We start from the raw sequence: 24,007 nt of genomic DNA on the forward strand, positions 1-24,007 counted from the left end.
TTACCCGTACCAATACACTATTGACCAGAATTTTAGGTATAGATCCCGGTTCGCGCATCACCGGATACGGTGTGGTGGAATCGACGCCGCGCGGTATTCGCTATGTTGCGAGCGGCTGTATCCGTATTAAGGCGGATGAATTTCCCGAGCGCTTGAAGCAGATTTTCGATGGCGTTAGCCAGGTAATTGAGTTGTACCGGCCGGAACAAATGGCCATAGAGCAAGTGTTTATGCATAAGAATGCCGATTCGGCCCTGAAGCTAGGCCAGGCGCGCGGCGCGGCAATTTGCGCGACCTTGAATCGCGATCTGCCAGTGTTCGAATATGCGGCCAGGCAAGTTAAACAGGCCTTGGTTGGCAAGGGCAATGCCGACAAACTCCAAGTCCAGCACATGGTTAAAATTTTGTTGAGTATTCAAGGCGACATGCAGATCGATGCTAGCGATGCGTTGGCTATCGGCCTGTGTCATAGCCACTATCAGGAGACCGCTATGCGTCTGCAGAAGGCGATTTCATGATCGGTTTTTTACGCGGTAAATTGATCCACAAAGCGCCGCCACAACTATTGTTGGATGTACACGGCGTCGGCTACGAAGTCGAGGCGCCGATGAATACCTTTTACGACCTGCCGGCATTGGGAGAAGAGGTTAAGCTGCATACCCATCTGGTGGTGCGGGAAGATGCGCATATCCTGTTCGGCTTTGCCACGGAAAGCGAGCGCATGTTGTTCAGAACCTTGATCAAGGTCAATGGTGTCGGACCCAAGTTGGCATTGACGATACTGTCCGGACAAAGTACCGAAGAGTTCTATCGCTGCGTGCATGATAACGACGTAAAAGGTTTGGTGCGCTTGCCTGGCGTGGGCCAAAAAACGGCTGAGCGTTTGATTATCGAAATGCGTGGTCGCCTGCCGGAATTAAGCAAACTATCGGCATCTGTTGATCGGCCGAGTTCGCTGCCTGGTTTGGCGGCCAGTCCCAAGCAAGAAGCGATCAGCGCGCTGTGCGCTTTGGGTTATAAGCCGGCAGATGCGGCGCGAATGGTGCAATCGATTGCCACAGAAGATAAAAGCTGCGAGGACATTATTCGTCTGGCGCTGCGGGGTGCGGTTAAATGATTGAAAGTGACCGTTTGGTTACCGCACAAGGCAATAACGACGAAGAGCGCGTGGATCGAGCCATTCGCCCCAAGCGCCTGAAAGACTATGTTGGGCAAACAGAACTCCGCGAGCAAATGGAAATCTTTATCCAGGCCGCGGTAACGCGCTCAGAAGCATTGGATCATGTATTGATCTTTGGACCACCCGGCTTAGGGAAAACTACGCTGGCCAATATCGTGGCTGCGGAGATGAATGTCAGCATTCGTCAAACCTCAGGTCCGGTGCTGGATAAAGCCGGCGACTTGGCGGCTTTGCTGACCAATCTGCAAGCGCACGATGTGTTATTCATCGACGAAATCCATAGACTCAGCCCGGCGGTGGAAGAGGTGCTGTATCCGGCTATGGAAGACTACCAAATTGATATTATAATAGGCGAAGGCCCGGCAGCCCGCTCGATCAAGCTGGATTTGCCGCCATTTACGCTGATTGGTGCCACGACCCGAGCCGGGTTGTTGACATCGCCTTTACGCGACCGTTTCGGTATTGTCCAACGCCTAGAGTTTTACACCATTGAAGAACTGGCCAGTATCGTCAGTCGCTCTGCGAAGCTATTAAATATTGGCATGGACAATGGCGGCGCCGACGAAATTGCTTGCCGCTCGCGAGGCACACCGCGCATAGCCAACCGACTCTTACGTAGAGTGCGCGATTTTGCGGAAGTCAAAGGAAACGGCACGGTGACTCGCGAGATTGCCAAACAAGCTTTGGATATGTTGAAAATCGACCAACAAGGGTTCGACATGCTGGACCGGAAATTATTGACCGCCATGATAGAGCATTTTCAAGGCGGTCCGGTTGGGCTGGATACGCTGGCAGCGGTAATCAGCGAGGAACGTGGTACGGTTGAAGACGTGCTGGAACCCTATTTATTGCAGCAAGGTTTTATCATGCGCACTCCCAGAGGCAGGGTGGTCACGCATAAGGCATACAGCCACTTTGGTTTGCCGGTGCCCAATCAACAACTCGGCAGCGATGACATATTTGCCAATTAATAATTCGTTAAGAGACGAATGAAAGAATTTAGTTGGCCGGTGAGGGTGTATTACGAAGACACCGATGCCGGCGGTGTAGTGTTTTACGCCAATTATTTGAAATTTTTTGAACGCGCCAGGACTGAAATGTTGCGCAGTTTAGGTTTTGAGCAGGATAGTCTATTGGCTGAACAAAGCCTGATTTTTGTGGTCCGTTCGGTGAAAGTCGACTATTTAAAACCCGCCCGCTTCAACGAGCTGTTGGACGTTAGCGCAAAAGTCATTGAATATAAAAAAACTAATTTTACCTTTGAGCAATCGATTACCCGGCAACAGAACCTGTTATGCAACGCTGAAATTCGTATTGCCTGTCTTGATGCGCAAAGCATGAAGCCCAAACTAATTCCCTCTGCTATTTTGGAACATTTAAGCTAATGAATACCGATTTATCCATCCTGACGCTGGTCAAAGAAGCCAGCATCGTCGTGCAGTTTGTTATGTTCATCCTGTTGTCGGCATCAGTTGCTTCCTGGACCTTCATCTTTTCCAAGCGTAAAGAATTGAAACAAGCCATAGCCATCACTGACGATTTCGAAGAAGAGTTTTGGTCCGGCGTCGGTCTTGCCGAATTGTATAAAAAAATGTCCAGCGACCGTTTCGAGCCGGAAGGCATCGAAAAAATCTTTCTGGCGGGTTACCGCGAGTTTGCGCGGATGCGCCAGAAGGGTGATGTCGAACCTTCTGTTCAGGTTGAAAGCGCGCAACGGGCGATGCGGATTGAGTTGTCCCGTGAGTTGGACAGGCTGGATGAGACTTTGCCGTTTTTGGCGACGGTCGGTTCGACTAGTCCTTACATAGGTCTGTTTGGTACCGTCTGGGGCATCATGAATTCGTTTCGCGCTTTGGGTGAAATTAAAAATGCGACCTTGGCGAATGTGGCGCCGGGTATTTCCGAAGCGTTAATTGCTACCGCGATCGGTTTATTTGCGGCGATTCCGGCGGTAATTGCCTATAACCGTTTCTCCACCCGCTTGGATCGTTTGGCCGGTCGTTACGAGTTATTCGTCGACGAGTTCGTGGTATTACTGCAAAGACAGGCGCACAGCAAATGAATGTAGGCGGCAGCAATCGCAGATCGCGAAAAAAACGCGGCGTAATGGCCGAAATAAACGTCGTTCCGTACATTGACGTTACTTTTGTACTGTTGATGATATTCATGATTACCGCGCCGTTGGTACAGACCGGTGTCGAGGTCGAGTTGCCGCAAGCCGAGGCAGAGTCGGTGGATCTGCAAGACCAGGTGCCTGTGATCGTGTCGATCAAGAAGGATGGCAGTTTATACGTCGATATTGGCAACGGCGATGAAGAAGCCGAGACGCCGGTCGATGTCGATACGGTTAAAACCAGAGTCGCTGCAGTATTCAGAAATAACCCCAAAGCCCAACTGTATGTGCGTGGCGATCACGAAGTGGAATACGGTAGTATCGTCAGCGTGATGGTGGAACTTAAGAAAACCGGCGCCCCCAAAGTGGGTTTGATGACCGCGCCGCCGCCAGACAGCAAATAAACACCACCATGAAAAGTTTTAAACCTTCGCTCGCGCAGGCGATAGCGCTACATATTCTGATTGTATTGTTGTTCAGTTTCAGTTTTCTAACTGAGACTGACGACGCGAAAATGTCGCCCCCCGCGGACATCATCGAGGCGACTGTATTGGACGGTGCGGAAATCGATGCGGAAGCCGAGCGCTTAAAGCAGAACGAAGCAAACAAGCAACACGCCGAGAAACAGCATCAAGAGCAACTGGAAAACGCCAGAAAAGCGGAAGAGCAGCTGTTGCAGCAAGCTAAAAAACAGCGTGTGCTTGAAGAACAAAAAATTCAGGAAGTCGCCGAAAAGCGCAAGCAAGAAGTATTAGAAGAAAAGAAGATGCAGGAACAGCTTGCTGCGAAGCGTAAGGAAGAGGAAAAAAAGTTAGAGGAGGCCAAGGAACGGCAAGCTCTGGAACAGAAAAAAGCCAAGGAAGCCGCGGAAAAGCAGAAGCAAGCCGAGCTGGACAAACAAAAGGAAGTCGCGGAAAAACAGAAGCAAGCCGAACTGGAAAAACAAAAGGAAGTGGCGGAAAAGCAAAAGGAAGCCGAGAAACAGAAACAACTGGAAAAACAAAAACAGCAGGAAGTAGAGCGCGAAGCCAAGTTGAAGGAGCAAAAACTAGCGGAAGCGGCGCGAGAGAAGCAACAGCAGGAAGCCGAAATCAAAAAGCTGGAGCAGGAAAAGAAGTTACAGGAACAAAAAGCCCTGGAGCAGCAAAAGAAACTGCAGGAGCAAAAGAGCGAAGAAGCCAAGCGCCAGGAACAAGCAAAGCAAGCGGAAGCAAAGGCTGAAAAGGAAAGGCAATTAGCTGACGAAAAAGCTAAGGCCGAGAAGGAGAAACAGGCCGCGCTTAATGCTGAAAAAGCCAAGCAAGCCGCCGAAGCCGAGGCCAGAGCCAAAGCGGAAAAAGATAAACAGTTAGCCGGCGAGAAAGCAGAGAAAGAACGCCAAGCCAAAGCAGCGGCAGAAAAAGCCGAAAAAGAACGGTTGGCAGCCGAAGCGGAAGCCAAAGCCAAGGCTGAGAAAGAACGTCAGGCCAAGTCGGCGGCGGAAAAGGCAGAGAAGGCCGATAAAGAAAGGCTCGCGGCGGAAGCGGCGGCAAAAGCCAAAGCCGAACAAGAGCGCCAAGCTGCGATAGCTGCGGCTGAAAAAGTTGAAAAGGACCGACAAGCAGCCGAAGCAGCCGAAGCAGCAGCGGCTGCAGCGGCAAAAGCGCAGGCTGATAAACAGGCGGTCGATTCAGCCAAGCAAATGATAGCGCGCAAAGTAGAAGGCGCCTGGACTCGGCCTATCAACGCGACACAAGGCTTGAGATGCACAATTCAGGTAAAATTGTTAGCCAGCGGGGACGTAATGGAAGCGGTTGTGATTGGAAGCAGCGGTGATCCGATTTTTGACCGTTCGGCGGAAAATGCAGTGAGAAAAGCCTCGCCTTTGCCAGTACCGCAAGATAAAAACTTATTTAATCAGGAATTTAGAGTTTTCACCTTCGTGTTTAAACCGGAATAATCAGTAAAACGGAAACGAGAGAATGATGTTAATTACAAGAATTTTAGTCGGCGGCATTTTGGCTGGGATGTTCACAGTGGCGCAGGCGGCTGGTTTAACCATAGAAATCACCAAAGGTTCGCAAACTGCGGTGCCCATTGCCATCGTGCCGTTTGCCCAACAAGGCTCTGTCGGTAATGTCAAATTGTCCGATGTGATCAGTTCTGATCTGGGTGGCAGCGGTTTTTTCAAAACCTTGTCCGAAGACGATATGCTGACCAAACCCAGCGAACCGGAACGCGTCAACTTCAAGGACTGGCAGGTTTTGGGCCAAGACTATATGGCGATAGGCCAAGTGGTCGGCAATGGCGGCAGCTACAACATCCAATTTCATTTGTTCAACGTGCATAACGGCCAGTTGTTGATGGGTTACCGCTTGACCGCCGGCGCCAACGAATTGCGTCGCGCCGCGCATCACATCAGCGATCTGATTTACGAAAAATTGACTGGTCGTAAGGGAGCGTTCAATACACGGATTGCTTATGTGACCAGCGTTCGCCGAGGCAATGGCAAGCAATTTATGCTACAGGTCGCCGATGCCGACGGCTACAATCCGCGAACCATTGCCGAGTCTCCCGAACCTATCATGGCGCCCGCCTGGTCACCTGACGGCAGCAAAATTGCCTATGTATCCTTTCATACCAAGCGTTCGGAAATCTGGGTGCAAACCCTGGCGACCGGACAACGGGAAAGCGTATCCTCATATCCAGGTATCAATGGCGCGCCGGCCTTTTCACCGGATGGCAGCCGTCTGGCGATCACTCTATCAAAAGATGGCAGTCCGGATGTTTACGTGTTGAATCTGGGTAGTCGCTCATTAACTCGCTTGACCAGCGGTTTATCGATCGATACCGAGCCGACTTGGTCGCCGGATGGTAGTTCTATATTGTTTACCTCCGATCAAGGCGGTAAACCGCAGCTTTACCTGATGCCCGTCTCGGGTGGCAAGGCTAGTCGCGTGACGTTCCAGGGCGACTATAACGCCAGAGGCCGTTTTTCCGCTGATGGCAGAAGCCTGGCGATGGTGACCGGCAGTGGCGGCGGCTATAAAATTGCGGTTATGGATATGGCTTCGCGCACCGTCAATGTCTTGACCGAAGGCAACCTCGACGAGTCGCCCAGTTTTGCGCCTAATGGCAGCATGGTTTTGTTTGCCGCGAATCGCGGCGGTCGGTCGGCCTTATCGGTGGTGTCTACCGATGGCGCGATGCAACAGAAATTGGCATTCGAGAGTGGCGAGGTCCGTGAGCCGGCCTGGGCACCTTGATTGCAAGCGCGATAGCCCTCAAACTATCGCTACCTGAGTTTTACTTAATATTTGGAGAAAATTGATGAGATTTAACAAAACCTATTTGGCTTTAGCCATGACTGCGATTTTGGTAACGACCGGCTGTAGCTCAACCGAAGAAGAAGGCTTGGCGGATTCTACTCAAGGCACCGATGCTTCAACCAGCGGTCTGTCTGATGGTTCCATGTCCGGCAGCCAATTCGGTTCAGGCAACGGTAGCAGCTTTGGCTCCGGTTCCGGTGCAAACCTGGGTCCTGAGTTCAGCGATCCTAACAACCCGTTGTCTAAACAAGTGATTTACTTTGAAATTGATAGCAGCCAAGTCAAACAAGACTATGTGCCTGTGGTTGCTGCGCACGCTCGTTATTTGGCATCGCATCCAAACCAACACGTCATCCTGGCTGGCCACGCCGACGAACGCGGTTCCAGCGAATACAATATTGCGCTGGGCGAACAACGTTCTAAATCCGTAGAAAGAATGATGCGTTCGCAAGGCGTTACCGCTAGCCAGTTGGAAGTGGTTAGCTATGGTGAAGAAAAACCTGTCGTGTCCGGTCATGATGAATCGGCTTGGCAACAAAATCGCCGCGTGGAAGTTGGCTATCAATGAGTAAGCGTGCGCTTCTGATTCTGAGCCTTGGCTTTGGCCTGTGTGCCGAAGTCGGTGCTGCGCCTAATGGTGCCGGATATCCGGCAGCGAATGCTTATGCGCAGCCTGCTGCAACTGACAATGCTATTTTTGATGTATTGGGCAGATTGGAGCAATTACAGTCGGAAGTGCAGCAATTGCGCGGCATGGTCGAGGAGCAATCTCAGACCATCGCCGACTTGCAAAGAAAACAAAGCAATATGTACTCCGACCTTGATGATCGGATGCAGGCTCTTACTGCTGGCGGACAAGCGCCGCAGAGCCAATCGCCCGCACCAACGCCTGCCGCCGATGCGGCTGCGAATGGGCAAACGGCAGTTACTGCGGCCCAGCCAGCGGCCCCGGCTGCGCCAACGCCGGCACCCGCCACAACTGCGACGCCCACTGCGGTTGCGCCTGTTGTGGACAATAAGCCGGCTGCAGCAGCGGCGACAAGTAACGAAAAGGAAAGGTATCAGGCGGCTTACGACACTTTGCGTAACGGTCACAATACTCAAGCCATCAAAATGTTTCAGGATTTGTTGAAAGATTTTCCGGCTGGCGAGTTTGCCGACAATTCGCAGTATTGGCTGGCGGAGGCGCATAAGATCAACCGTGAATTCGATGCGGCGCGCGCCGCGTTCAATAAGGTGGTCAGCCAATACCCCAATAGTTCGAAAGTCCCTGATGCCTTGCTGAAACTGGGTTATATCGAATTCGATCTGCAAAATACCGCAAAAGCTCGCGATTATTTGACGCGGGTAACTACCAGCTATCCCGGCACCACGGCTGCGCATTTGGCGGAAAAAAAGCTGGCGCAAATGCCGCAATAAATCGGCGTTCGGATGGATCAAACGCTACGTATTACCGAAATATTCTATTCCCTACAGGGTGAAGCGAATACGGTGGGGTTGCCCACCGTCTTTATTCGCTTGACCGGCTGTCCTTTGCGCTGTTCTTATTGCGATACCGCTTACGCTTTCAGCGGCGGCGAAAAACTCAGTATCGACGACATCCTCCGGCAAGTTGGTCGTTACCACACTCGTTATGTGACCGTAACCGGCGGCGAGCCTCTAGCTCAACCGGCCTGCAATCCGTTAATGGTTGGGCTGCTTGACGCCGGTTACCATGTTTCGCTGGAAACCAGTGGTGCGTTGGATGTGTCGGCGGTCGATAGCCGGGTGAGTAAAGTCATGGATTTGAAGACGCCTAGTTCTGGTGAGATGGCCCGCAATCGCTATGAAAATATTCAATATCTAAGCCAGCAGGATCAGGTCAAATTTGTAATCGCCGACGCAGCCGATTATGACTGGGCTAAGCAGCAACTTGAGCAATACCAGTTAACCGAGCGCTGTGAAGTGCTGTTCTCGCCGGTGATGGATGTGATGACGCCCGCCGAATTGGCTGAACGGATACTGGCCGACCAGCTGCAGGTTCGGTTTCAAATTCAATTACATAAATTTCTTTGGAACGACGCGCGTGGAAAATAACAGCAGTTCCAGGTCGGCAATTATTTTATTGTCCGGTGGCCTGGATTCCATCACGGTATTGGCACTTGCCAAACAACAAGGGTTTACTTGCTACGCCTTGAGTTTCGACTATGGGCAGCGCCACAACGCCGAACTGGAGGCTTCGAGGAGAATCGCCAAGCACTATCAGGTTGCCGATCATAAGATCATTAACCTGGGATTGAGCGCAATCGGCGGTTCCGCGTTGACCGACGCCCGGATCGATGTGCCGACTTCACCGCAAGCCGGTATTCCGGTGACTTATGTGCCGGCCAGAAATACCATATTTCTGGCGTTTGCATTGGGTTGGGCGGAAGTGGTGAAAGCTCATGATGTGTTCATCGGTGTAAATGCTGTGGATTATTCCGGTTATCCCGATTGCCGGCCGGAATTCATCAAAGCCTTCCAGGATATGGCTAATCTGGGTACTAAGGCAGGCGTTGAAGGCCATAAAATTCAAATCCACACGCCGCTGATTACCTTGAGTAAAGCCGAGATTATTGAACAAGGCTTGGCGCTGGGTGTCGATTATGCCGACACTGTGTCCTGTTATTCGGCGGATATCAAAGGCCGCGCCTGCGGCGTGTGTGACGCGTGTCGATTGCGCGCGGCGGGTTTTCAAAATCTGGGCGTGAGCGATCCGACTCACTATCGACCTAAATAATCAGGCTAGACGCGCATTAATTAGGAACTCACAGCACGGGTATTTATTTGTCGGCTAAGCTATAAATAAATTTATCGTCGATCAGAGGACCTTTTAGTATGCAAGTCAACCAATCCAAGTCCCAGTTTGTCGCCGTGGCTTCCATCGCCGCCGAATTGAGCGCGGTGATGGAAGTGGCCAAGGAAATTTCCTTGGCGGCTGCCAATGCCAAAGCCATTGCCTTTCGAGCCGGAGAAAAGGCCAAGGGCTTTCAGCCGATTACCGATTTCATTAACGAATTGGCCAAGGAAACGATTGAATTGGTCAATAACATCAACGAATACGCTTTCCATCTCTATCGCTTGACGGTCAATGAACAACGCATGACCGAGGCTTGTAAACGCTTCGAGAAAGTTGGGCAGTTGGCTGTCGGCGCGCGATACGCCGATTCCTTGACTGCTTCATTGCAAGAAGTCAGGCTCAGAACACAGCTTTGTCATCGAGAGTTTATACACCAAGTGTCGGAACTATTGATTAAATTAGCGGATGTGATGCATCCGGCCAGGGCTGCGCGGGTGATTGCCGCCAATTCCCGGATCGAGGCCTCGCAAGCGGGCGAGTATCTGCAAAGTCTGCAGGCTGTAGCGGAAAGTGTCGATAATGCCGCGCAAATAATCAACGACAAAGTACATAAGTGTCGGAGTGCATTGACGATTATTAATGTCGCCGAATAGCGCGCCCATCAAACCCCGTATGGCCAAGAGGTATAGTTAGCATGAAAATGACCAAAATTTATGAGGGCGCCTACCAATGGATAATGTTGGGCCGCGACGTGCATAAGCCCGACAAAATTATCGATACCAACCAATATTTGGTGAGGACCGCTAATCGCTGCTTATTGATCGATCCCGGTGGCATAGAACTGTTTGCACCGATGCTGGCGGCAGTCTTGCATCATGCGCCGGTAGAGGAAATTACCGATTTGTTTGCATCGCATCAAGACCCGGACATTATTTCGTCCTTGGGTTTATGGGATCAAGCGCTGCCCAATGCCAAGCTGCATGCGTCGGCTTTATGGGAAGGTTTTTTAAGGCACTTCGGCTGCGAAACTATCGAATACGTGCCGATACCCGATCATGGTGGGGTTATCAATCTCGGTACTACCGAACTGCAGGTGGTGCCCGCGCATTATCTGCATTCCTCCGCCAATTTTCATATTTACGATCCGCACGCCAAAATCCTGATGTCCGGCGACGTCGGTGCAGCGTTGGAAGGGCCCGGTACGCCGGTCTTTGTGGATAACTTTGATACGCATATCGAGAAAATGCGGTATTTCCATCAACGTTGGATGCCCTCCAATCAAGCCAAGCGGGCCTGGATTGATCGGGTGAGAAAGCTGGATATCGACATTTTGGCTCCGCAACATGGCCGGATGTTCAAAGGCGATGATGTGAAGCGTTTCCTGGATTGGTTCGAGGCCTTGCAAGTGGGGATTGCCGTATAAAACAAGCATTTGCCGAAAATTGAGTTTATAATCCCGCCATTACGAGCCCCCGTCGCGAGATGGGGGTTTTTTGTTAGTGAGAGTAGTTGAGGTATCTCATCAAGCATGGCGCAAAAACTTTATATACAGACTAACGGCTGTCAAATGAACGAGTACGATTCCGATAAAATGCGGGACGTATTGATTGCATCGCACGGCATGGAATTGACCGATATTCCGGAGCAAGCCGATGTGTTGTTGCTAAACACTTGTTCGATCCGCGAAAAAGCCCAGGAAAAAGTGTTTTCCGCCATCGGGCGCTGGAAAAAAATCAAAGACAAACGCCCCGGTGTGATTATCGGCGTCGGTGGCTGTGTGGCCAGCCAAGAAGGGGCCGCGCTGCAAAAACGTGCGCCTTATGTCGATATCGTCTTTGGCCCACAAACCTTGCACCGCTTGCCTGAGTTGTTGAACCAAGCGCGTAGCGGCGGTAAACATGTCGTAGACATTTCTTTTCCGGAAATCGAAAAATTCGATAATTTACCGGAACCGCGTGCGGAAGGTCCTAAAGCCTACGTGTCCGTGATGGAAGGTTGCAGTAAATATTGCACCTATTGTGTGGTGCCTTACACACGCGGTGAAGAAGTCAGCCGACCGCTCAAGGCTGTGATCGCTGAGATTGAGACACTGGCCAAGCAAGGTGTGCGTGAGATCAATCTACTCGGCCAAAACGTTAATGCTTATCGTGGGGCGATGGAAGACGGTGATGTTGCCAGCTTTGCGCTGCTTTTACATTTCGTCGCCGCCGTGGAGGGTATAGACCGTATTCGCTTTACCACCTCGCATCCTTTGGAGTTTACCGATGATATTGTCGAAGCCTTTGCCGAGATTCCGCAGCTGGTCAATCATTTGCATTTGCCTGTGCAAAGCGGCAGCAACCGAATTCTAGCCGAGATGAAGCGTGGTCATACGCGCGAAGATTATTTGGAAATCATGCGCAAGATGAAGGCTGTACGGCCCGGTATTAGTCTATCTTCTGATTTTATCGTCGGCTTTCCCGGAGAGACCGAGCAAGATTTTGAAGATACCATGGCGTTGATTGAGGAAATCGGTTACGACCTTTCCTACAGTTTTATTTTTAGTGCTCGGCCGGGTACGCCGGCGGCTACTTTTGCCGATGACGTCAGTATGGCTGTTAAGGAACAGCGCCTGAAGCGCCTGAAAGATCGACTGAATGAGATGTTCATGGCTATTTCCGAAGCGATGATTGGTACCGTGCAAAGTGTACTGGTAGAGGGTATCTCTAAGAAAAACCCTCTGTATCTCACCGGTCGTACCGAAAATAACCGCGCCGTCAACTTTGCCGGACACCCGCGCTTGATCGGGCAATTCGTCGATGTGTACATTGCAGAAGCCTTGCCCAATTCAATACGAGGTCGTCTGGTAGAATCATCCATCGAAAAAATTACGCAGACCGCCTAGTGTTGACCGCCAGCCATTTTTCTCAAGAAATCACTCTGTTACCCGCCGACGCGCAACGCTTGTCTAATTTTTGTGGGCAGTTAGATGGGCATATCCGCCAGATCGAACAACGCTTACAGGTAGAGATCGCCAGTCGCAGCAATCATTTCAAAGTCACAGGCGTCGATGCAGCAGTGAATGCGGCTTGCGCAGTGATTCAGAAATTGTTCGAAATGACGGAACGGGAAGAAATTACCCCGGAACAGGTGCATCTGAGCTTACAGGATGCCAGTATCGATCAGTTACTACAGGCAGTACCGGCGGTTAAATTGGAACCGGTGGCAATCAAGACCAAGCGCGGCGTGATTAAGGGGCGAGGCTTTAATCAACAAGATTATTTGCGCAAAATCGTCTCGCATGACATCAATTTCGGCGTCGGCCCTGCCGGTACAGGCAAAACCTATCTGGCGGTGGCGTGCGCAGTTGACGCGCTGCAAAACGAGACGGTACGGCGGATAATCCTGGTGCGGCCCGCAGTGGAAGCCGGCGAAAAATTGGGTTTCCTGCCGGGCGATATGGCGCAAAAAGTCGATCCTTATTTGCGACCGTTGTACGATGCGCTATACGACATGTTGGGCTTCGAACGCGTCGAAAAATTGCTGGAAAAAAATGTCATCGAAGTGGCGCCCTTAGCCTTTATGCGCGGTAGGACCTTGAATGATTCCTTCATTATTCTGGATGAAGCGCAAAACACGACGGTGGAACAGATCAAGATGTTTCTGACCCGGATCGGTTTCGGCTCCACCGCCGTCATTACCGGCGACGTCACCCAAATCGATTTACCCAACGAAAAAATGTCCGGCTTGAAGCATGTATTGAAAGTGCTGACGGATGTGGAAGGTATCAGTTTCACCTTTTTTGGCGTGCGCGATGTAGTCAGACATCCTTTGGTGCAGCGAATAGTCGCCGCCTACGAGCAATACGAAAAAGAGCACGCGCCCTCGGCTTAGCTTATGAATTATATCGATATGCAAATTGCTACTTCGGCGCCTCATCCCGAACTTGAGCAGTTTCAGCAATGGGTAGACGCCGCATTGGCTGTTTTTGAGGATGGCGCTGATTGTGAGTTGGTGATTCGATTGGTCGATGATGTCGAAAGCGCTGAGCTAAACCAACAGTATCGCCACAAGAGTGGGCCAACCAATATTCTTAGCTTTCCATTTGAAGCGCCGGATGGCATAGAAATGGACTTGCTGGGCGATTTGGTGATTTGCGCGCCGTTGATTGGATTGGAAGCTGTTCAGCAAAACAAATTGCCCGAACAGCATTGGGCGCATATCACTATACACGGCGTATTGCATTTGCTAGGGTATGACCATATAGAGGATCAGGATGCCGAACAAATGGAAGCATTAGAGATCGAAATTTTGAGCAAATTAGGTGTAGCTAACCCTTATATGGAGGATGGAAAGCAATGAGCGATGGTAACCCCCGAGTAGTCAACCCCATAAGAGCTTGATCGATCGCATCGGTCATTTTCTGAGTGGGGAGCCGCAAGATCAGGAAGACTTGCTGGAGATATTGAGAGAATCGCAAGAAAAACATCTTTTAGATTCCGATGCGCTTGCCATGATGGAAGGCGTGATGCACGTAGCGGAAATGCGGGTCAGAGACATCATGATTCCGCGTTCGCAAATGGTGGTCGTTCCCAGGGAGTCGGAACTGGAAACTATCTTTCCTTTAGTGGTCGAATTTGCCCATTCCCGTTTTCCGGTCATCGAAGAAGACCGCAGCAAAGTTGTCGGCGTGTTACTCGCCAAAGACTTACTCGCCCACGCTTTACGGGATAAAACCCTGAAAGTTGAAGATGTCATGCGTCCGGTCAACGTGGTGCCGGAAAGCAAACGTTTAAACGTGTTACTAAAAGAATTTCGCACCGAGCGCAACCACATGGCCATCGTCGTTGACGAATATGGCAATGCCGCCGGCTTGGTGACGATTGAAGACGTGCTGGAGCAAATCGTCGGTAAGATCGAAGACGAGCATGATGACGATGAAGTACAAGAATTTATTTCGCAGCGTAGCGAAAAAGAATTTATAGTCAGTGCACTGACGCCCATCGAAGAATTCAATGACTATTTTTCCGCTACATTGGAAGACGACGAATACGATACCCTGGGGGGGTTGGTCGTACAGCGGCTTGAACATTTTCCTAAGAAAGGCGAAAAAGTGGAGCTGGACGAATTCTGTTTTGAGGTGTTGCGGGCCGATAATCGGCGGGTGCATTTACTGAAACTGAAGATCAAATAGGCTTGTCCGGGGCGTTTGCGCTGGAAGTCTGCTGTATTAGTAGTTCCTCGAACGCATTGGCAGACAGGGGTCTGGAGAATAAATAGCCCTGCCCATAGTCGCAGTCGGCATCGAGTAGTAGTTGGCGTTGTTGTTCGGTTTCTATGCCTTCCGCGATTACCTTCATGCCCAGCTTGTGCGCCATCACGATAATCGCTTCGCAGAGAATCTTGTCGCTGGAATCCGGCGACAAATTGCCGACAAAAGACTGATCTATTTTCAGATAATCGATATCGAATTTCTTCAGGTAAGCCAGCGACGAATAGCCGGTGCCGAAATCGTCCAGCGATACTTGGATGCCGGCATCTCTAAATGCCAGTAGTTGATCCTTCACTACATTGCTGGCGTCCAACAGCAAGCCCTCTGTAATTTCCGCTACGATGCTTTCTCCAGGTAGCTCAAGGGTTTGCAAATGTTCCAGCCAAGTTTGGCGGGAATGGCCTTCGTAGAATTGTACCGGCGATTTGTTGACGCTGATTTGGAAATCCGGATGGTAGCGCGAACGCCACTGTTTTACCTGACTCGCCGCTTGTTTAAACACCCAGTCACCGATCTCGGCAATCAGGCCTATATCTTCGGCAATATGTACAAATTCTGCGGGGCTGACCATGCCGCGCGTTGGGTGTTGCCAGCGTATTAACGCTTCGGCTTTGTGAATGGCTCCCGAGCCAAGCTCCACGACCGGCTGATAATACACTTCAAACTGGTCGGTCTCCAAAGCATGGCGCAAATCCTCGGCAATCAGCATGCGTGTTTGCGCGGCTTCCTGCATTGATGGTGTGAAATAACAATAGCGATTCCGGCCCTGGTGTTTGGCAGCGTACATTGCCTGGTCTGCGTTTTTGATCAAGGCATCGATTCTCTCGGCGTCCTTGGGGTATAGCGTAATACCGATACTGGCCGAGACGTAGGCCACTTTGGTTTTCAGTTGAAATGGCTCGGCCAGTCTTTGCAGGATGTTTTTGACCACGCGTTCCAAGTTGTCGGCATCCTCCAGTTCGCCGAGGATAACGGTGAATTCGTCGCCACCCAATCTGGCAACAGTATCCGAATCGCGCACGCAACGCAGCAATCGTTGCGATGCGTCTTTTAGTAATAAATCTCCCATATCGTGCCCTAGGGTATCGTTAATTTCCTTGAAACGGTCCAGATCAAGCAATATCAACGCCACCTGTAAGCCACTGCGATGCGCCTTTTTGATTTCTTGGTCTAGTCTGTCATGGAACATCCGACGGTTGGGCAGGCCGGTGAGTGGATCAAAATTAGCCTGGTTCCAGATTAGTTCTTCCGATTGTTTCTTTTGCGTGATGTCGGAAAATAGCGCGACGCGCCGTTGCGGTAAGCCATCCGCGCTAAATATGGTGTTAATGGTCAGTTGTTCCGCGAATATCTCACCGTTTTTTCGGCGATTCCAAATTTCGCCTTTCCAATGGCCGCTGCTATTAATGGCTTGCCACATCGCTTGGTAAAACTGCTCGCCTTGCCGTTCCGAATTCAGAATATTATGGTTTTTACCGATGACTTCATCCAAGGTGTAGCCGGTCAAGTCGGTGAAGGCCGGGTTCACATTGAGAATCATGCCTTGAGCGTCTGTGACCGCCATAGCCTCACTACTGTTTTGGTACACTAAAGAGGCCAATTGCAGTTCTTCATTACTGCGGCTGCGGTCGATTGCGATGCCGGCCAGATGTGAAGCCTGTTCAATCATCTGAATATCGTCGGCGCCCGGTGCTGCGGGTTGTCGCTGGTAAATAGCGAAAGTACCCAATAATTGGCCGGACGCGCCACGGATCGGCTCCGACCAGCATGCTCCTAAGCCGGCCTGAGCCGCAAGCTCGGTAAAAGGCCCCCAATAAGTGTGGTTCTGAATATCTTCAACAATGACCCGTTGGCCGAAGTAAGCGGCTGTGCCGCAGGAGCCAATACCGGGGCCTATGTATAAGCCGTCTACGGCGGCGTTGTAGAAGTCGGGCAATCGCGGTGCCGCCCCAATAAATAATCGGTTGCCTTCGCTATTCAATAGCAAAATCGAACAAAGTAAGTCCGGATTTTGCGTTTCCACTCCCCACACGACGGCTTGCAGGATTTCCGGCAGTGCTGAGCCTTTGGATAGCAATTCCAGTACGTGGTTATGGGCGCGTTCGCGATTCGCCGCTTGTTGACGGTCGCTGATATCCATGGCAATGCCGATGATACCGACAGTATCTTTATTGATGTCCTGCAATTGAGTTCGGGTTATCTGTATGGTGTGTCGTTTGCCGTCGGTAAATTTTATGTGCTCGAGGGATTGATGCGGTTGATTTGCTTGCGCCAAACATTCTTGATCGGCGCTTAAAAATCGGGCCGCGGTCTCCGCACCGAACAGTTCGGCCAATTGCTCGTTAGCAATGAAGCGGGCTTCAGGCAGGCCAAGGGCGTCGCAAAAGGTATGGTTTACAAACAAAAAACGCCTGTTGAGGTCGGCCAACCAAATGCCGACTGGTGCGTTGTCGAGAATGGCATGCAACTTAGCTTCCGAGGCGTGCAACTCAGCTACCTGCGAATTTAATTGGTCAGTCATCGACATGAAGCTATTGGCCAGGTAGCCGATCTCGTCGTTACGATGCGTGGGTAAGCCGGTTAGCGGGGTACCTAGCTTAAATTGCCCAATCGCGCTAGTCATCGAGTTTAGCGGCTTGGCCAGCACTCGAGCTAATATTAGCGAAATCACACTTGCCAGCAGGCTGAACAACAAGGTAATTTCAATGACCCCCATGCCTAGCGCCTTGCTTTCGACTAATACGTTTTGTAAGGGTGTATACAAGCCCAGCAATACGAAGCGGCCGCTGCTTGCCGAACCCAACGGCAGCTTTACAAAAGCGGCTAGAGACGACGCAGCCAGACTTTGCGTATCACTAGTCGCGAATACCGAATGCTCTTGTTTACCTGCCAGAATCGTTTTTATGTCAGGAATATCATCCTGAATCAGAAAGCTGCGGCCGCTCTCAAACCCAAAGGTCTTTGCGCCGTCGGGGTGAATCAAGTAATCCCCTCGGTCGTTACTGAGCAATAACTTGATATCGTCCGGAATATTGCTGCGGACTTGCTCGAACAAGCCGTCCAAGTCGACATTGATTACGGTCACGGCGATAGTGAGGTTCGCCGATTTTATCGGCATCGCTACCCGCAGTGTGGGTTTGCCAAACCCCATGTGGGTACCTAATTCTTGGTTTAAATTGATTTCGGAAACGTAGTATTGTTCAGCGGGTAGCGGCACGGTTTCGAATACGTAAGGAAAATGGTTTTTCTCTTGCAATTGTGCTTCGGCAATGACTTTGGGCTTGTCTTGGTCTCTATCGACTCTGACCAATTCCTTGCCGTAATGCTGGGTGTCGATCAAACGGATTTGACTGTATTCGGGGTGGGCGTTTAGTAGGCTAACAAAAATCTCAGCTAATTGAATTTTGCGTGTCGGCAAGTCAGCGCTAGGCCCAGCCGAAGCAATATCGGCGCTGACCGGCAGATTGGCCAGCAATTTAACATTGCTGGCGGTATCTGCCAATGCGTCTGCAAAGCGGTGTCCCAAGCCTTGCGTGTCGTTGAGTAACTTTTCCTTGGCCGTTTTCACCAGCATGACACGGCTGCGGTCGTATACGTAATAACCGGTTAGGCCTGTCGATAGCGTACCCAGCAGTGCCAGCCAGAAACCCAGTTTGATGCCGATGCTGGAGCGCACTCAGAATGCCTCGGGTGCTTCGCCGGAAATGATTCTATCCCATAGCGTTTTGCGAGTTAGCGGATTGAGTGTCGGTTCCAACCAAATGATGGGATTGTTTTGGGTGCTGTCGGTTACTGACGCGGAAATGGTGTTTGCCAAACCGTGTTGCAGCGAAAGTCGTTCGCTGACCGTCTTTTCCAGGGTGTAATTAATCCATTTTTCCGCTAATTCCTGCTTTAGGCTATTGCGGCTAATGGCCCAGCAATCCAGCCATGCGAGTGCGCCTTCACGTGGAATGACATAGCCGATGTCCGCGCCTGCTTCGCGCAGGGCTTTCAGTTGTTGGGTACCGTAATTGCCGAAAATCAAGGCTATATCATACTTGGCGAAAAGCCGCGTTGCTTCTTCGGCGGTGGCGTAAAAGGTCAATACATTGCGGCGTAACTTGACCAGTTCGCGAGCGGTCTGTTGCAACTGAGGGGCTGTCATTCGAAACGGATTTGGCACACCCAACAATAAGCCGACCAAGGAAAAATTGTGATTGCTGGTGTTAAAAGCCAGTACGCGGCCCCGATAAGCTGCGTCCCACATGGCTGCCATGGATTGTGGCGCAGTCTTGACTAGTTTGCGGTTGTAGATCAGCCCCATTTCGGAGTAGGTATAAGGTATGGCATAAGTATCGTTCTGCCGTACCAAGCCGGGGATGGCTTGCAGGTTTTGGAAGCGGGGTAATTGCTGGGCGTGGTTAGGAATATTCGCCATGTTGATCGGTTTGCTTAGGCCTTGATCGATATAGCGCTGTAGTTCCGCGGTATTGACGGCAAACACGTCATAGCTGCCGCTATTAATTTTCTGCCAAAGGTCGTCGTCCGAGGTTACCAGGGTTCGTTCTATTGTGGCGTCGAAGCGTTGTTCGAATGCCGAAACGACTTCATTGTCGGCGTACCCGTCCCAAGTTAGCACCCGCAGAGTTTCTTTGGCGGACACCCAGTTGGATGTAGCCAGACATATAATCGTTAGAAAATATGTAAGTGCGGTCGCGTAACGTTTGGCAATGATGCTCATAGGGCTGTTCATGAATACGTCGGGCCATCATAACCAATTAGTGTGTGCTTTCCGCCAATTGCGATATTCATATTATGTTGCCGCGCACAAATCCAGAAAATAATTTCGTGAGTATGCGGGGGTAGGATTATTTAGTTGGTAGTCGCAGGCTTGTGTTTGCCTGGTCAGAATTAATCCGCTTGATCGACTTTGATCAGAATGCGTAAAACATTTTGCCGGGTGCCGTGGTTAAAACTGTTGAAGCCGCGATCAGCGGATTGTTCGGTTTCGGCATTGCCGGCAAGTTCCACCCATTCGCCGAGATTGGCGCGTAAAGTGGTGCGAGCGGATTGGGTTTCGATATGGCCGTTGCGCTGAAAGCTATCCGCCCACGGCTCGACATCGAGAATGACTTGGTTGCCGGTCAAGCGCGGGGTAACAGCGAAGCCGGTACTGGCTTCAATCATCTGGGTATTCGTACTCACAGAATTACCGTAACCATATCCCGAGTTGTATACGCTGTAACTTTGCACCGGCCGTACCTCACCGGTTTTGATATGGGCCGCTTGGCCTTCCAGGGTACGTAATTGCTGATGCTGTTGGCGGTTTTGCAAATCCTCAGTGTTGCCGGTCATGCCGCGCATACGAACCCGGTTCGGCGCGGCGGTAATTGCCGCTTCGGCGTTCAATTCGGCGGCGGTTTTGCTGCTGGTTTGCAAAACGCTGATTAATAAATTGCTAAGCCGGGCATCGAGTTTTTGGATGAGCGCCCTAATTTTGCCGAGTTTGGCTGGATTGGTTTTCACGATCAGGCTGGAGCCATTTTCAACCACGCGATCTTCGGCGTCCAGTAAGGGTGCTAGTAAAGCTTGTACTTCAGCGGCGGGACGGTTGACGAGCGGGATGACTTCCATCGCCGACTCGTCAGCCACTGCGAGGCCGGCTCTCAATATCAGGCCGGCCAACCAGGCTTTAGATTTCATTGTAAAGCGCTAGGTACTGATTCGCGCTGTTTCGCCAGGAGAAATCCTTGACCATCGCGTTGTGCTGAATTTGCCGCCAGACCGGTTGATTGTGGAATAACACCAGGCTGCGTTTGATGGCTTCTATCAATGCTGCCGCCGAGGTATCGTTAAACGAAATACCGCTGGCTGTGCCGTTGGCAATGCTTTCCGGCAACGCATCGACGACCGTGTCCGCCAAACCGCCGGTTTTTCTGACGATAGGTATCGTGCCATAGCATTGGCTATACATCTGGTTTAAGCCGCAAGGTTCGAAGCGCGACGGCATCAGAAAAATGTCCGCACCGGCTTCGATTTGATGCGCCAAACGCTCGTCATAGCCGATGGTGATGGAAACTCTTTCCGGGTAAAGGCGGGCAAATTCCTGTAAGCGGTATTCGATGCTTTTGTCGCCACTGCCCAGTAAGGCAAATTGCAAGGGTAGGGTGGTCATCTCCTGTAGGCAGCTCAATACCAGATCGATACCTTTTTGCTCGACAAGTCTGCCTATCAAACCAAACAGTGGAATTTCCGGATCGACCGGTAAACCTAACTGTTGTTGCAAGGCGGCCTTATTGACTTGCTTGCCTTCTAGCGTGTCAGCACTGAAGGGTTGGGCTATATAGTCATCATTGGCAGGATTCCAAACCGCAATGTCGATGCCGTTCAGAATGCCGCGCAGATGATTTTGTTTGTGCGCCAATAGGCCTTCTAATCCATAGCCGAACTCCGCTGTCTGGATTTCCTGAGCATAAGTGGGGCTCACTGTGGTAATGCGATCTGAATAACTCAGACCACCCTTGATAAACGACAGCATGCCGTGGAATTCCAGACCGTCCGGATGCAGCAATTGTCCTGGCAGATTCAATTGGGCGTAGGTGTTGCCAGGGAATAGGCCTTGGTAAGCCATATTATGGATGGTGAAAATTGTCGCAGGCGGATTGGGCTCCAGGGACAGCAAAGCCGGCACCAAACCGGTTTGCCAGTCATTGCAATGCACGATGTCGGCGTACCAATTTAGATAAGCCCGGTTGGTCGCCACTTCCACGATAATGCGGCAGAACAGCGCAAATCGTTCGCCGATATTCGGCCAGGGGCGGCCGGATTCATCAAGATACGGGTTGCCGGGAAAATTGAAGAACGGCGGATAATCCACCAGCCAGACTATGACGTCGCTGTCCGGTAGGCGGGTTTCCAATAGATTCACGTCGCAATTATTGACGCGTATGGTGCATAGGTAGCGACCGGGCTCACAGTTCTTGATGCCCTGGTAATTAGGCATGATGATGCGCACGTCCTGGCCTAATTCGGCCAGGGCTAAAGGCAGGCTGCCGGCGACATCCGCCAGGCCGCCGGTTTTGATCAAGGGATGGGTTTCGCTGCTCGCGAACAGAATTTTTTTCATGACGATTAAAAACTACATTTTCAAAATAATGCCGGCCAGGGGCGGCAAGGTGACGGAAATGGAGTGGTCTTGATTCATCCACGGTTGCGGTTCGGACAGCACTGCGCCGTTGCCGGTGTTGCTGCCATCGTAATACTCCGAATCCGAGTTGAAAATTTCGTAGTAAGTGCCGGGATTGGGCACACCGATCCGATAACTTTCGCGTGGCACCGGAGTGAAGTTCAGAATCACGATCAGATCTTCATGCGCCGATTTGCGTCGGTAGCTGATGATCGATTGCTGATAGTCGTGGCAATCGATCCATTCGAAACCGTGGTGATCGAAATCGTAGCGGTACAGCGCTGCGTGGCTGGAATAGAGTTTATTCAAATCCTTAACCAGGGTTTGCAGGCCTTTGTGATGCGGATAATCCAAAACGTACCAATCCAAGGTGCGGTTGCAACTCCACTCGGTGCCTTGGCCAAATTCACAGCCCATAAACAACAGTTTCTTACCCGGATAGGTAAACATCATCGTGTACAGCAAGCGCAGATTGGCAAAACGTTGCCATTCGTCGCCAGGCATTTTATTCAACATCGAGCCTTTGCCGTGTACCACTTCGTCGTGCGAAAACGGCAGTACGAAGTTTTCGGTAAACGCATACAACAGGCCGAAGGTCAGCGAATCGTGATGGTAGGAGCGATGAATGGGTTGCTCCTGCATGTAATGCAGAATGTCGTGCATCCAACCCATATTCCACTTCATCGAGAAACCCAAGCCGCCGGTCCAGGTCGGGCGGGTCACTTGCGGCCAGGAAGTGGATTCTTCGGCCATGATCACGGTGCCGGGATGTTGCTCGTGGGTGACGGTATTCATATGGCGCAGGAAGTCGATGGCTTCCAGGTTTTCGTTGCCGCCGTACATATTCGGGATCCAGTCGTTGGCGTCGCGGGAATAATCCAGATACAACATCGACGCCACCGCATCGACACGCAGACCGTCAAGATGGAATTCCTCCAGCCAGAAGAAGGCGCTGGACAGCAGGAAGTTTTTGACTTCATTGCGGCTGTAGTTGTAAATCAGTGTGCCCCAGTCACGGTGTTCGCCTTTGCGCGGGTCTTCGTGTTCGTAAAGCGGCGTACCGTCGAAACGGCCCAGTGCGAAACTGTCTTTGGGGAAATGGGCTGGGACCCAGTCCAAAATCACGCCGATGTTGTTCTGATGGCAATGGTCGACGAAATAGCGGAAATCATCCGGTGTGCCGTGACGGCTGGTAGGCGCAAAATAACCGGTGGTTTGGTAGCCCCAGGAGATGTCCAGCGGGTGTTCGGTAACCGGTAATAACTCGATGTGGGTAAAGCCTAACTCTTTGACGTAATCGACCAATTGCTCGGCCAGTTCCCGGTAGTTCAGGAAGTTGCCGCGATGATCGCGTCGCCAGGAGCCCAGATGCACTTCATAGATTGACATCGGCTGATGTAGCCAGTCGTGTTGTGGACGCTGATCCATCCAGCTGCCGTCTTGCCAAGTATAGCTGTCTTCGGCAGTGACGATCGCCGCAGTTTGCGGACGGAATTCGAATTGCTGGCCGTAAGGATCGGTTTTTACCAACAGTTGGCCGGTGTGGCGATTCAGAATCTCAAACTTGTATAGGCAGCCGACAGACAAGCCGGGAATGAAAATTTCCCAGATACCGCTGCTGCCCAAGCTACGCATCGGATGGCAGCGACCATCCCAACGATTGAATTCGCCGACCACGCTAACCCGCTGTGCATTAGGCGCCCAGACCGCGAAATGCACGCCGGGAACATCGGCTACGCTGTGTAGATGCGCGCCGAGCTTTTGATAGATGTGCCAATGCCGGCCTTCCGCGAACAGATGCTGGTCGAACTCGGGTAGTACCGGGCCGAAGCAGTATGGGTCATACTGTTGATGATCATGTCCGTCCTTATCCGTCCAAAACAATTGGTAATGCTCGGCGATCGATGTCTTGCCGGGGTGATGTTCGAAAAAATCGGTGTCGGGAATACGAGAAAATTCAGGGCCTTTGGGGCTATTGATTCGCACGGTTTCCGCATAGGGCAAATACACTCTGATGGCATTATCGCTGCCTTGGCCATGACGGCCCAGCACGCCGAAAGGATCGTGATGCTTTGCTTCGGTGAGTTTTAATAGTTCTGAATCAAGCGTGTTGGATTTGCTTGGCTTGTTCATTTTGCAATGCCTCAGTTATAGTTAGTTATCGGTTGG

23 protein-coding genes are annotated in these 24,007 nt (G+C 51.2%); 18 read left to right on the top strand and 5 right to left on the bottom strand.

Annotated features, from left to right (window positions below):
• The first annotated feature begins 20 nt into the window (after positions 1-20).
• The 18 genes from ruvC to EBA_RS03345 all read left to right on the top strand — a co-directional run bounded on the left by ruvC (position 21) and on the right by EBA_RS03345 (position 14,592).
• Positions 21-518 (top strand): crossover junction endodeoxyribonuclease RuvC, encoded by a 498-nt coding sequence (gene ruvC / locus EBA_RS03260; RefSeq protein WP_192373220.1) that lies wholly within the window; start codon positions 21-23, stop codon positions 516-518.
• Entirely contained in the window at positions 515-1,117 is a 603-nt protein-coding gene (gene ruvA / locus EBA_RS03265; protein WP_192373222.1) for a Holliday junction branch migration protein RuvA, read from the top strand. The genes ruvC and ruvA overlap by 4 nt, the downstream gene beginning before the upstream one ends.
• Positions 1,114-2,151 carry a Holliday junction branch migration DNA helicase RuvB gene (gene ruvB, locus EBA_RS03270; protein ID WP_192373224.1) on the top strand — a complete coding sequence of 346 codons (1,038 nt, stop codon included), beginning with the start codon at positions 1,114-1,116 and terminating at the stop codon, positions 2,149-2,151. Before ruvA ends, ruvB begins: the two co-directional genes overlap by 4 nt.
• 18 nt (positions 2,152-2,169) lie before the next feature.
• Positions 2,170-2,565, top strand: a complete 396-nt coding sequence (ybgC, locus tag EBA_RS03275; RefSeq protein ID WP_192373226.1) for a tol-pal system-associated acyl-CoA thioesterase — start codon at positions 2,170-2,172, stop codon at positions 2,563-2,565.
• On the top strand, positions 2,565-3,242 hold the full coding sequence (tolQ, locus tag EBA_RS03280; protein WP_020483188.1) for a protein TolQ: 678 nt from the start codon (positions 2,565-2,567) through the stop codon (positions 3,240-3,242). Before ybgC ends, tolQ begins: the two co-directional genes overlap by 1 nt.
• 44 nt (positions 3,243-3,286) lie before the next feature.
• Positions 3,287-3,697, top strand: a complete 411-nt coding sequence (tolR, locus tag EBA_RS03285; protein ID WP_225615880.1) for a protein TolR — start codon at positions 3,287-3,289, stop codon at positions 3,695-3,697.
• A gap of 8 nt (positions 3,698-3,705) precedes the next feature.
• On the top strand, positions 3,706-5,232 hold the full coding sequence (gene tolA, locus EBA_RS03290; RefSeq protein WP_192373230.1) for a cell envelope integrity protein TolA: 1,527 nt from the start codon (positions 3,706-3,708) through the stop codon (positions 5,230-5,232).
• A 67-nt stretch (positions 5,233-5,299) separates the two neighbouring features.
• On the top strand, positions 5,300-6,538 hold the full coding sequence (tolB, locus tag EBA_RS03295) for a Tol-Pal system beta propeller repeat protein TolB (RefSeq protein ID WP_225616453.1): 1,239 nt from the start codon (positions 5,300-5,302) through the stop codon (positions 6,536-6,538).
• Between the two features lie 64 nt (positions 6,539-6,602).
• Complete coding sequence (pal, locus tag EBA_RS03300) at positions 6,603-7,169, top strand: peptidoglycan-associated lipoprotein Pal (protein ID WP_192373234.1); 567 nt, start codon at positions 6,603-6,605, stop codon at positions 7,167-7,169.
• Positions 7,166-8,020, top strand: coding sequence for a tol-pal system protein YbgF (gene ybgF / locus EBA_RS03305; protein WP_192373236.1), 855 nt, complete (start codon positions 7,166-7,168; stop codon positions 8,018-8,020). Before pal ends, ybgF begins: the two co-directional genes overlap by 4 nt.
• Positions 8,021-8,032: 12 nt before the next feature.
• Entirely contained in the window at positions 8,033-8,677 is a 645-nt protein-coding gene (queE, locus tag EBA_RS03310; protein ID WP_192373238.1) for a 7-carboxy-7-deazaguanine synthase QueE, read from the top strand.
• Complete coding sequence (gene queC, locus EBA_RS03315) at positions 8,667-9,359, top strand: 7-cyano-7-deazaguanine synthase QueC (protein WP_192373241.1); 693 nt, start codon at positions 8,667-8,669, stop codon at positions 9,357-9,359. Before queE ends, queC begins: the two co-directional genes overlap by 11 nt.
• A gap of 98 nt (positions 9,360-9,457) precedes the next feature.
• Complete coding sequence (locus EBA_RS03320) at positions 9,458-10,072, top strand: chemotaxis protein (protein WP_192373243.1); 615 nt, start codon at positions 9,458-9,460, stop codon at positions 10,070-10,072.
• A gap of 41 nt (positions 10,073-10,113) precedes the next feature.
• On the top strand, positions 10,114-10,842 hold the full coding sequence (locus tag EBA_RS03325; RefSeq protein ID WP_192373245.1) for an oxygen-binding di-iron domain-containing protein: 729 nt from the start codon (positions 10,114-10,116) through the stop codon (positions 10,840-10,842).
• 105 nt (positions 10,843-10,947) lie between these two features.
• A complete protein-coding gene (gene miaB / locus EBA_RS03330; RefSeq protein ID WP_192373247.1) occupies positions 10,948-12,303 on the top strand; it encodes a tRNA (N6-isopentenyl adenosine(37)-C2)-methylthiotransferase MiaB in 1,356 nt (451 codons plus the stop codon).
• The gene (locus EBA_RS03335; RefSeq protein WP_192373249.1) at positions 12,303-13,292 is read left to right on the top strand and encodes a PhoH family protein; all 990 of its coding nucleotides are present in this window, start codon (positions 12,303-12,305) and stop codon (positions 13,290-13,292) included. The genes miaB and EBA_RS03335 overlap by 1 nt, the downstream gene beginning before the upstream one ends.
• Before the next feature lie 3 nt (positions 13,293-13,295).
• Positions 13,296-13,760 (top strand): rRNA maturation RNase YbeY, encoded by a 465-nt coding sequence (gene ybeY, locus EBA_RS03340; protein WP_192373251.1) that lies wholly within the window; start codon positions 13,296-13,298, stop codon positions 13,758-13,760.
• A 37-nt stretch (positions 13,761-13,797) separates the two neighbouring features.
• Positions 13,798-14,592: an HlyC/CorC family transporter gene (locus tag EBA_RS03345; protein WP_192373253.1), complete on the top strand. Its 795-nt coding sequence runs from the start codon at positions 13,798-13,800 to the stop codon at positions 14,590-14,592.
• On the opposite strand, the gene EBA_RS03350 is transcribed toward EBA_RS03345, so the two are convergent.
• The 5 genes from EBA_RS03350 to glgB form a co-directional block, all read right to left on the bottom strand.
• Positions 14,585-18,346, bottom strand: coding sequence for an EAL domain-containing protein (locus EBA_RS03350; RefSeq protein WP_192373255.1), 3,762 nt, complete (start codon positions 18,344-18,346; stop codon positions 14,585-14,587). The two genes, EBA_RS03345 and EBA_RS03350, sit on opposite strands and share 8 nt — an antisense overlap.
• A complete protein-coding gene (locus EBA_RS03355; RefSeq protein ID WP_223146638.1) occupies positions 18,347-19,405 on the bottom strand; it encodes an extracellular solute-binding protein in 1,059 nt (352 codons plus the stop codon).
• A 158-nt stretch (positions 19,406-19,563) separates the two neighbouring features.
• A complete protein-coding gene (locus EBA_RS03360; RefSeq protein ID WP_192373257.1) occupies positions 19,564-20,355 on the bottom strand; it encodes a type II and III secretion system protein in 792 nt (263 codons plus the stop codon).
• Complete coding sequence (glgA, locus tag EBA_RS03365) at positions 20,345-21,778, bottom strand: glycogen synthase GlgA (protein WP_192373259.1); 1,434 nt, start codon at positions 21,776-21,778, stop codon at positions 20,345-20,347. The genes EBA_RS03360 and glgA overlap by 11 nt, the downstream gene beginning before the upstream one ends.
• Positions 21,779-21,790: 12 nt before the next feature.
• Entirely contained in the window at positions 21,791-23,971 is a 2,181-nt protein-coding gene (gene glgB, locus EBA_RS03370) for a 1,4-alpha-glucan branching protein GlgB (protein ID WP_192373261.1), read from the bottom strand.
• Between the last annotated feature and the right edge of the window lie 36 nt (positions 23,972-24,007).

Source organism: Methylomonas albis, assembly GCF_014850955.1.
GTDB classification, from domain to species: Bacteria; Pseudomonadota; Gammaproteobacteria; order Methylococcales; family Methylomonadaceae; genus Methylomonas; species Methylomonas albis.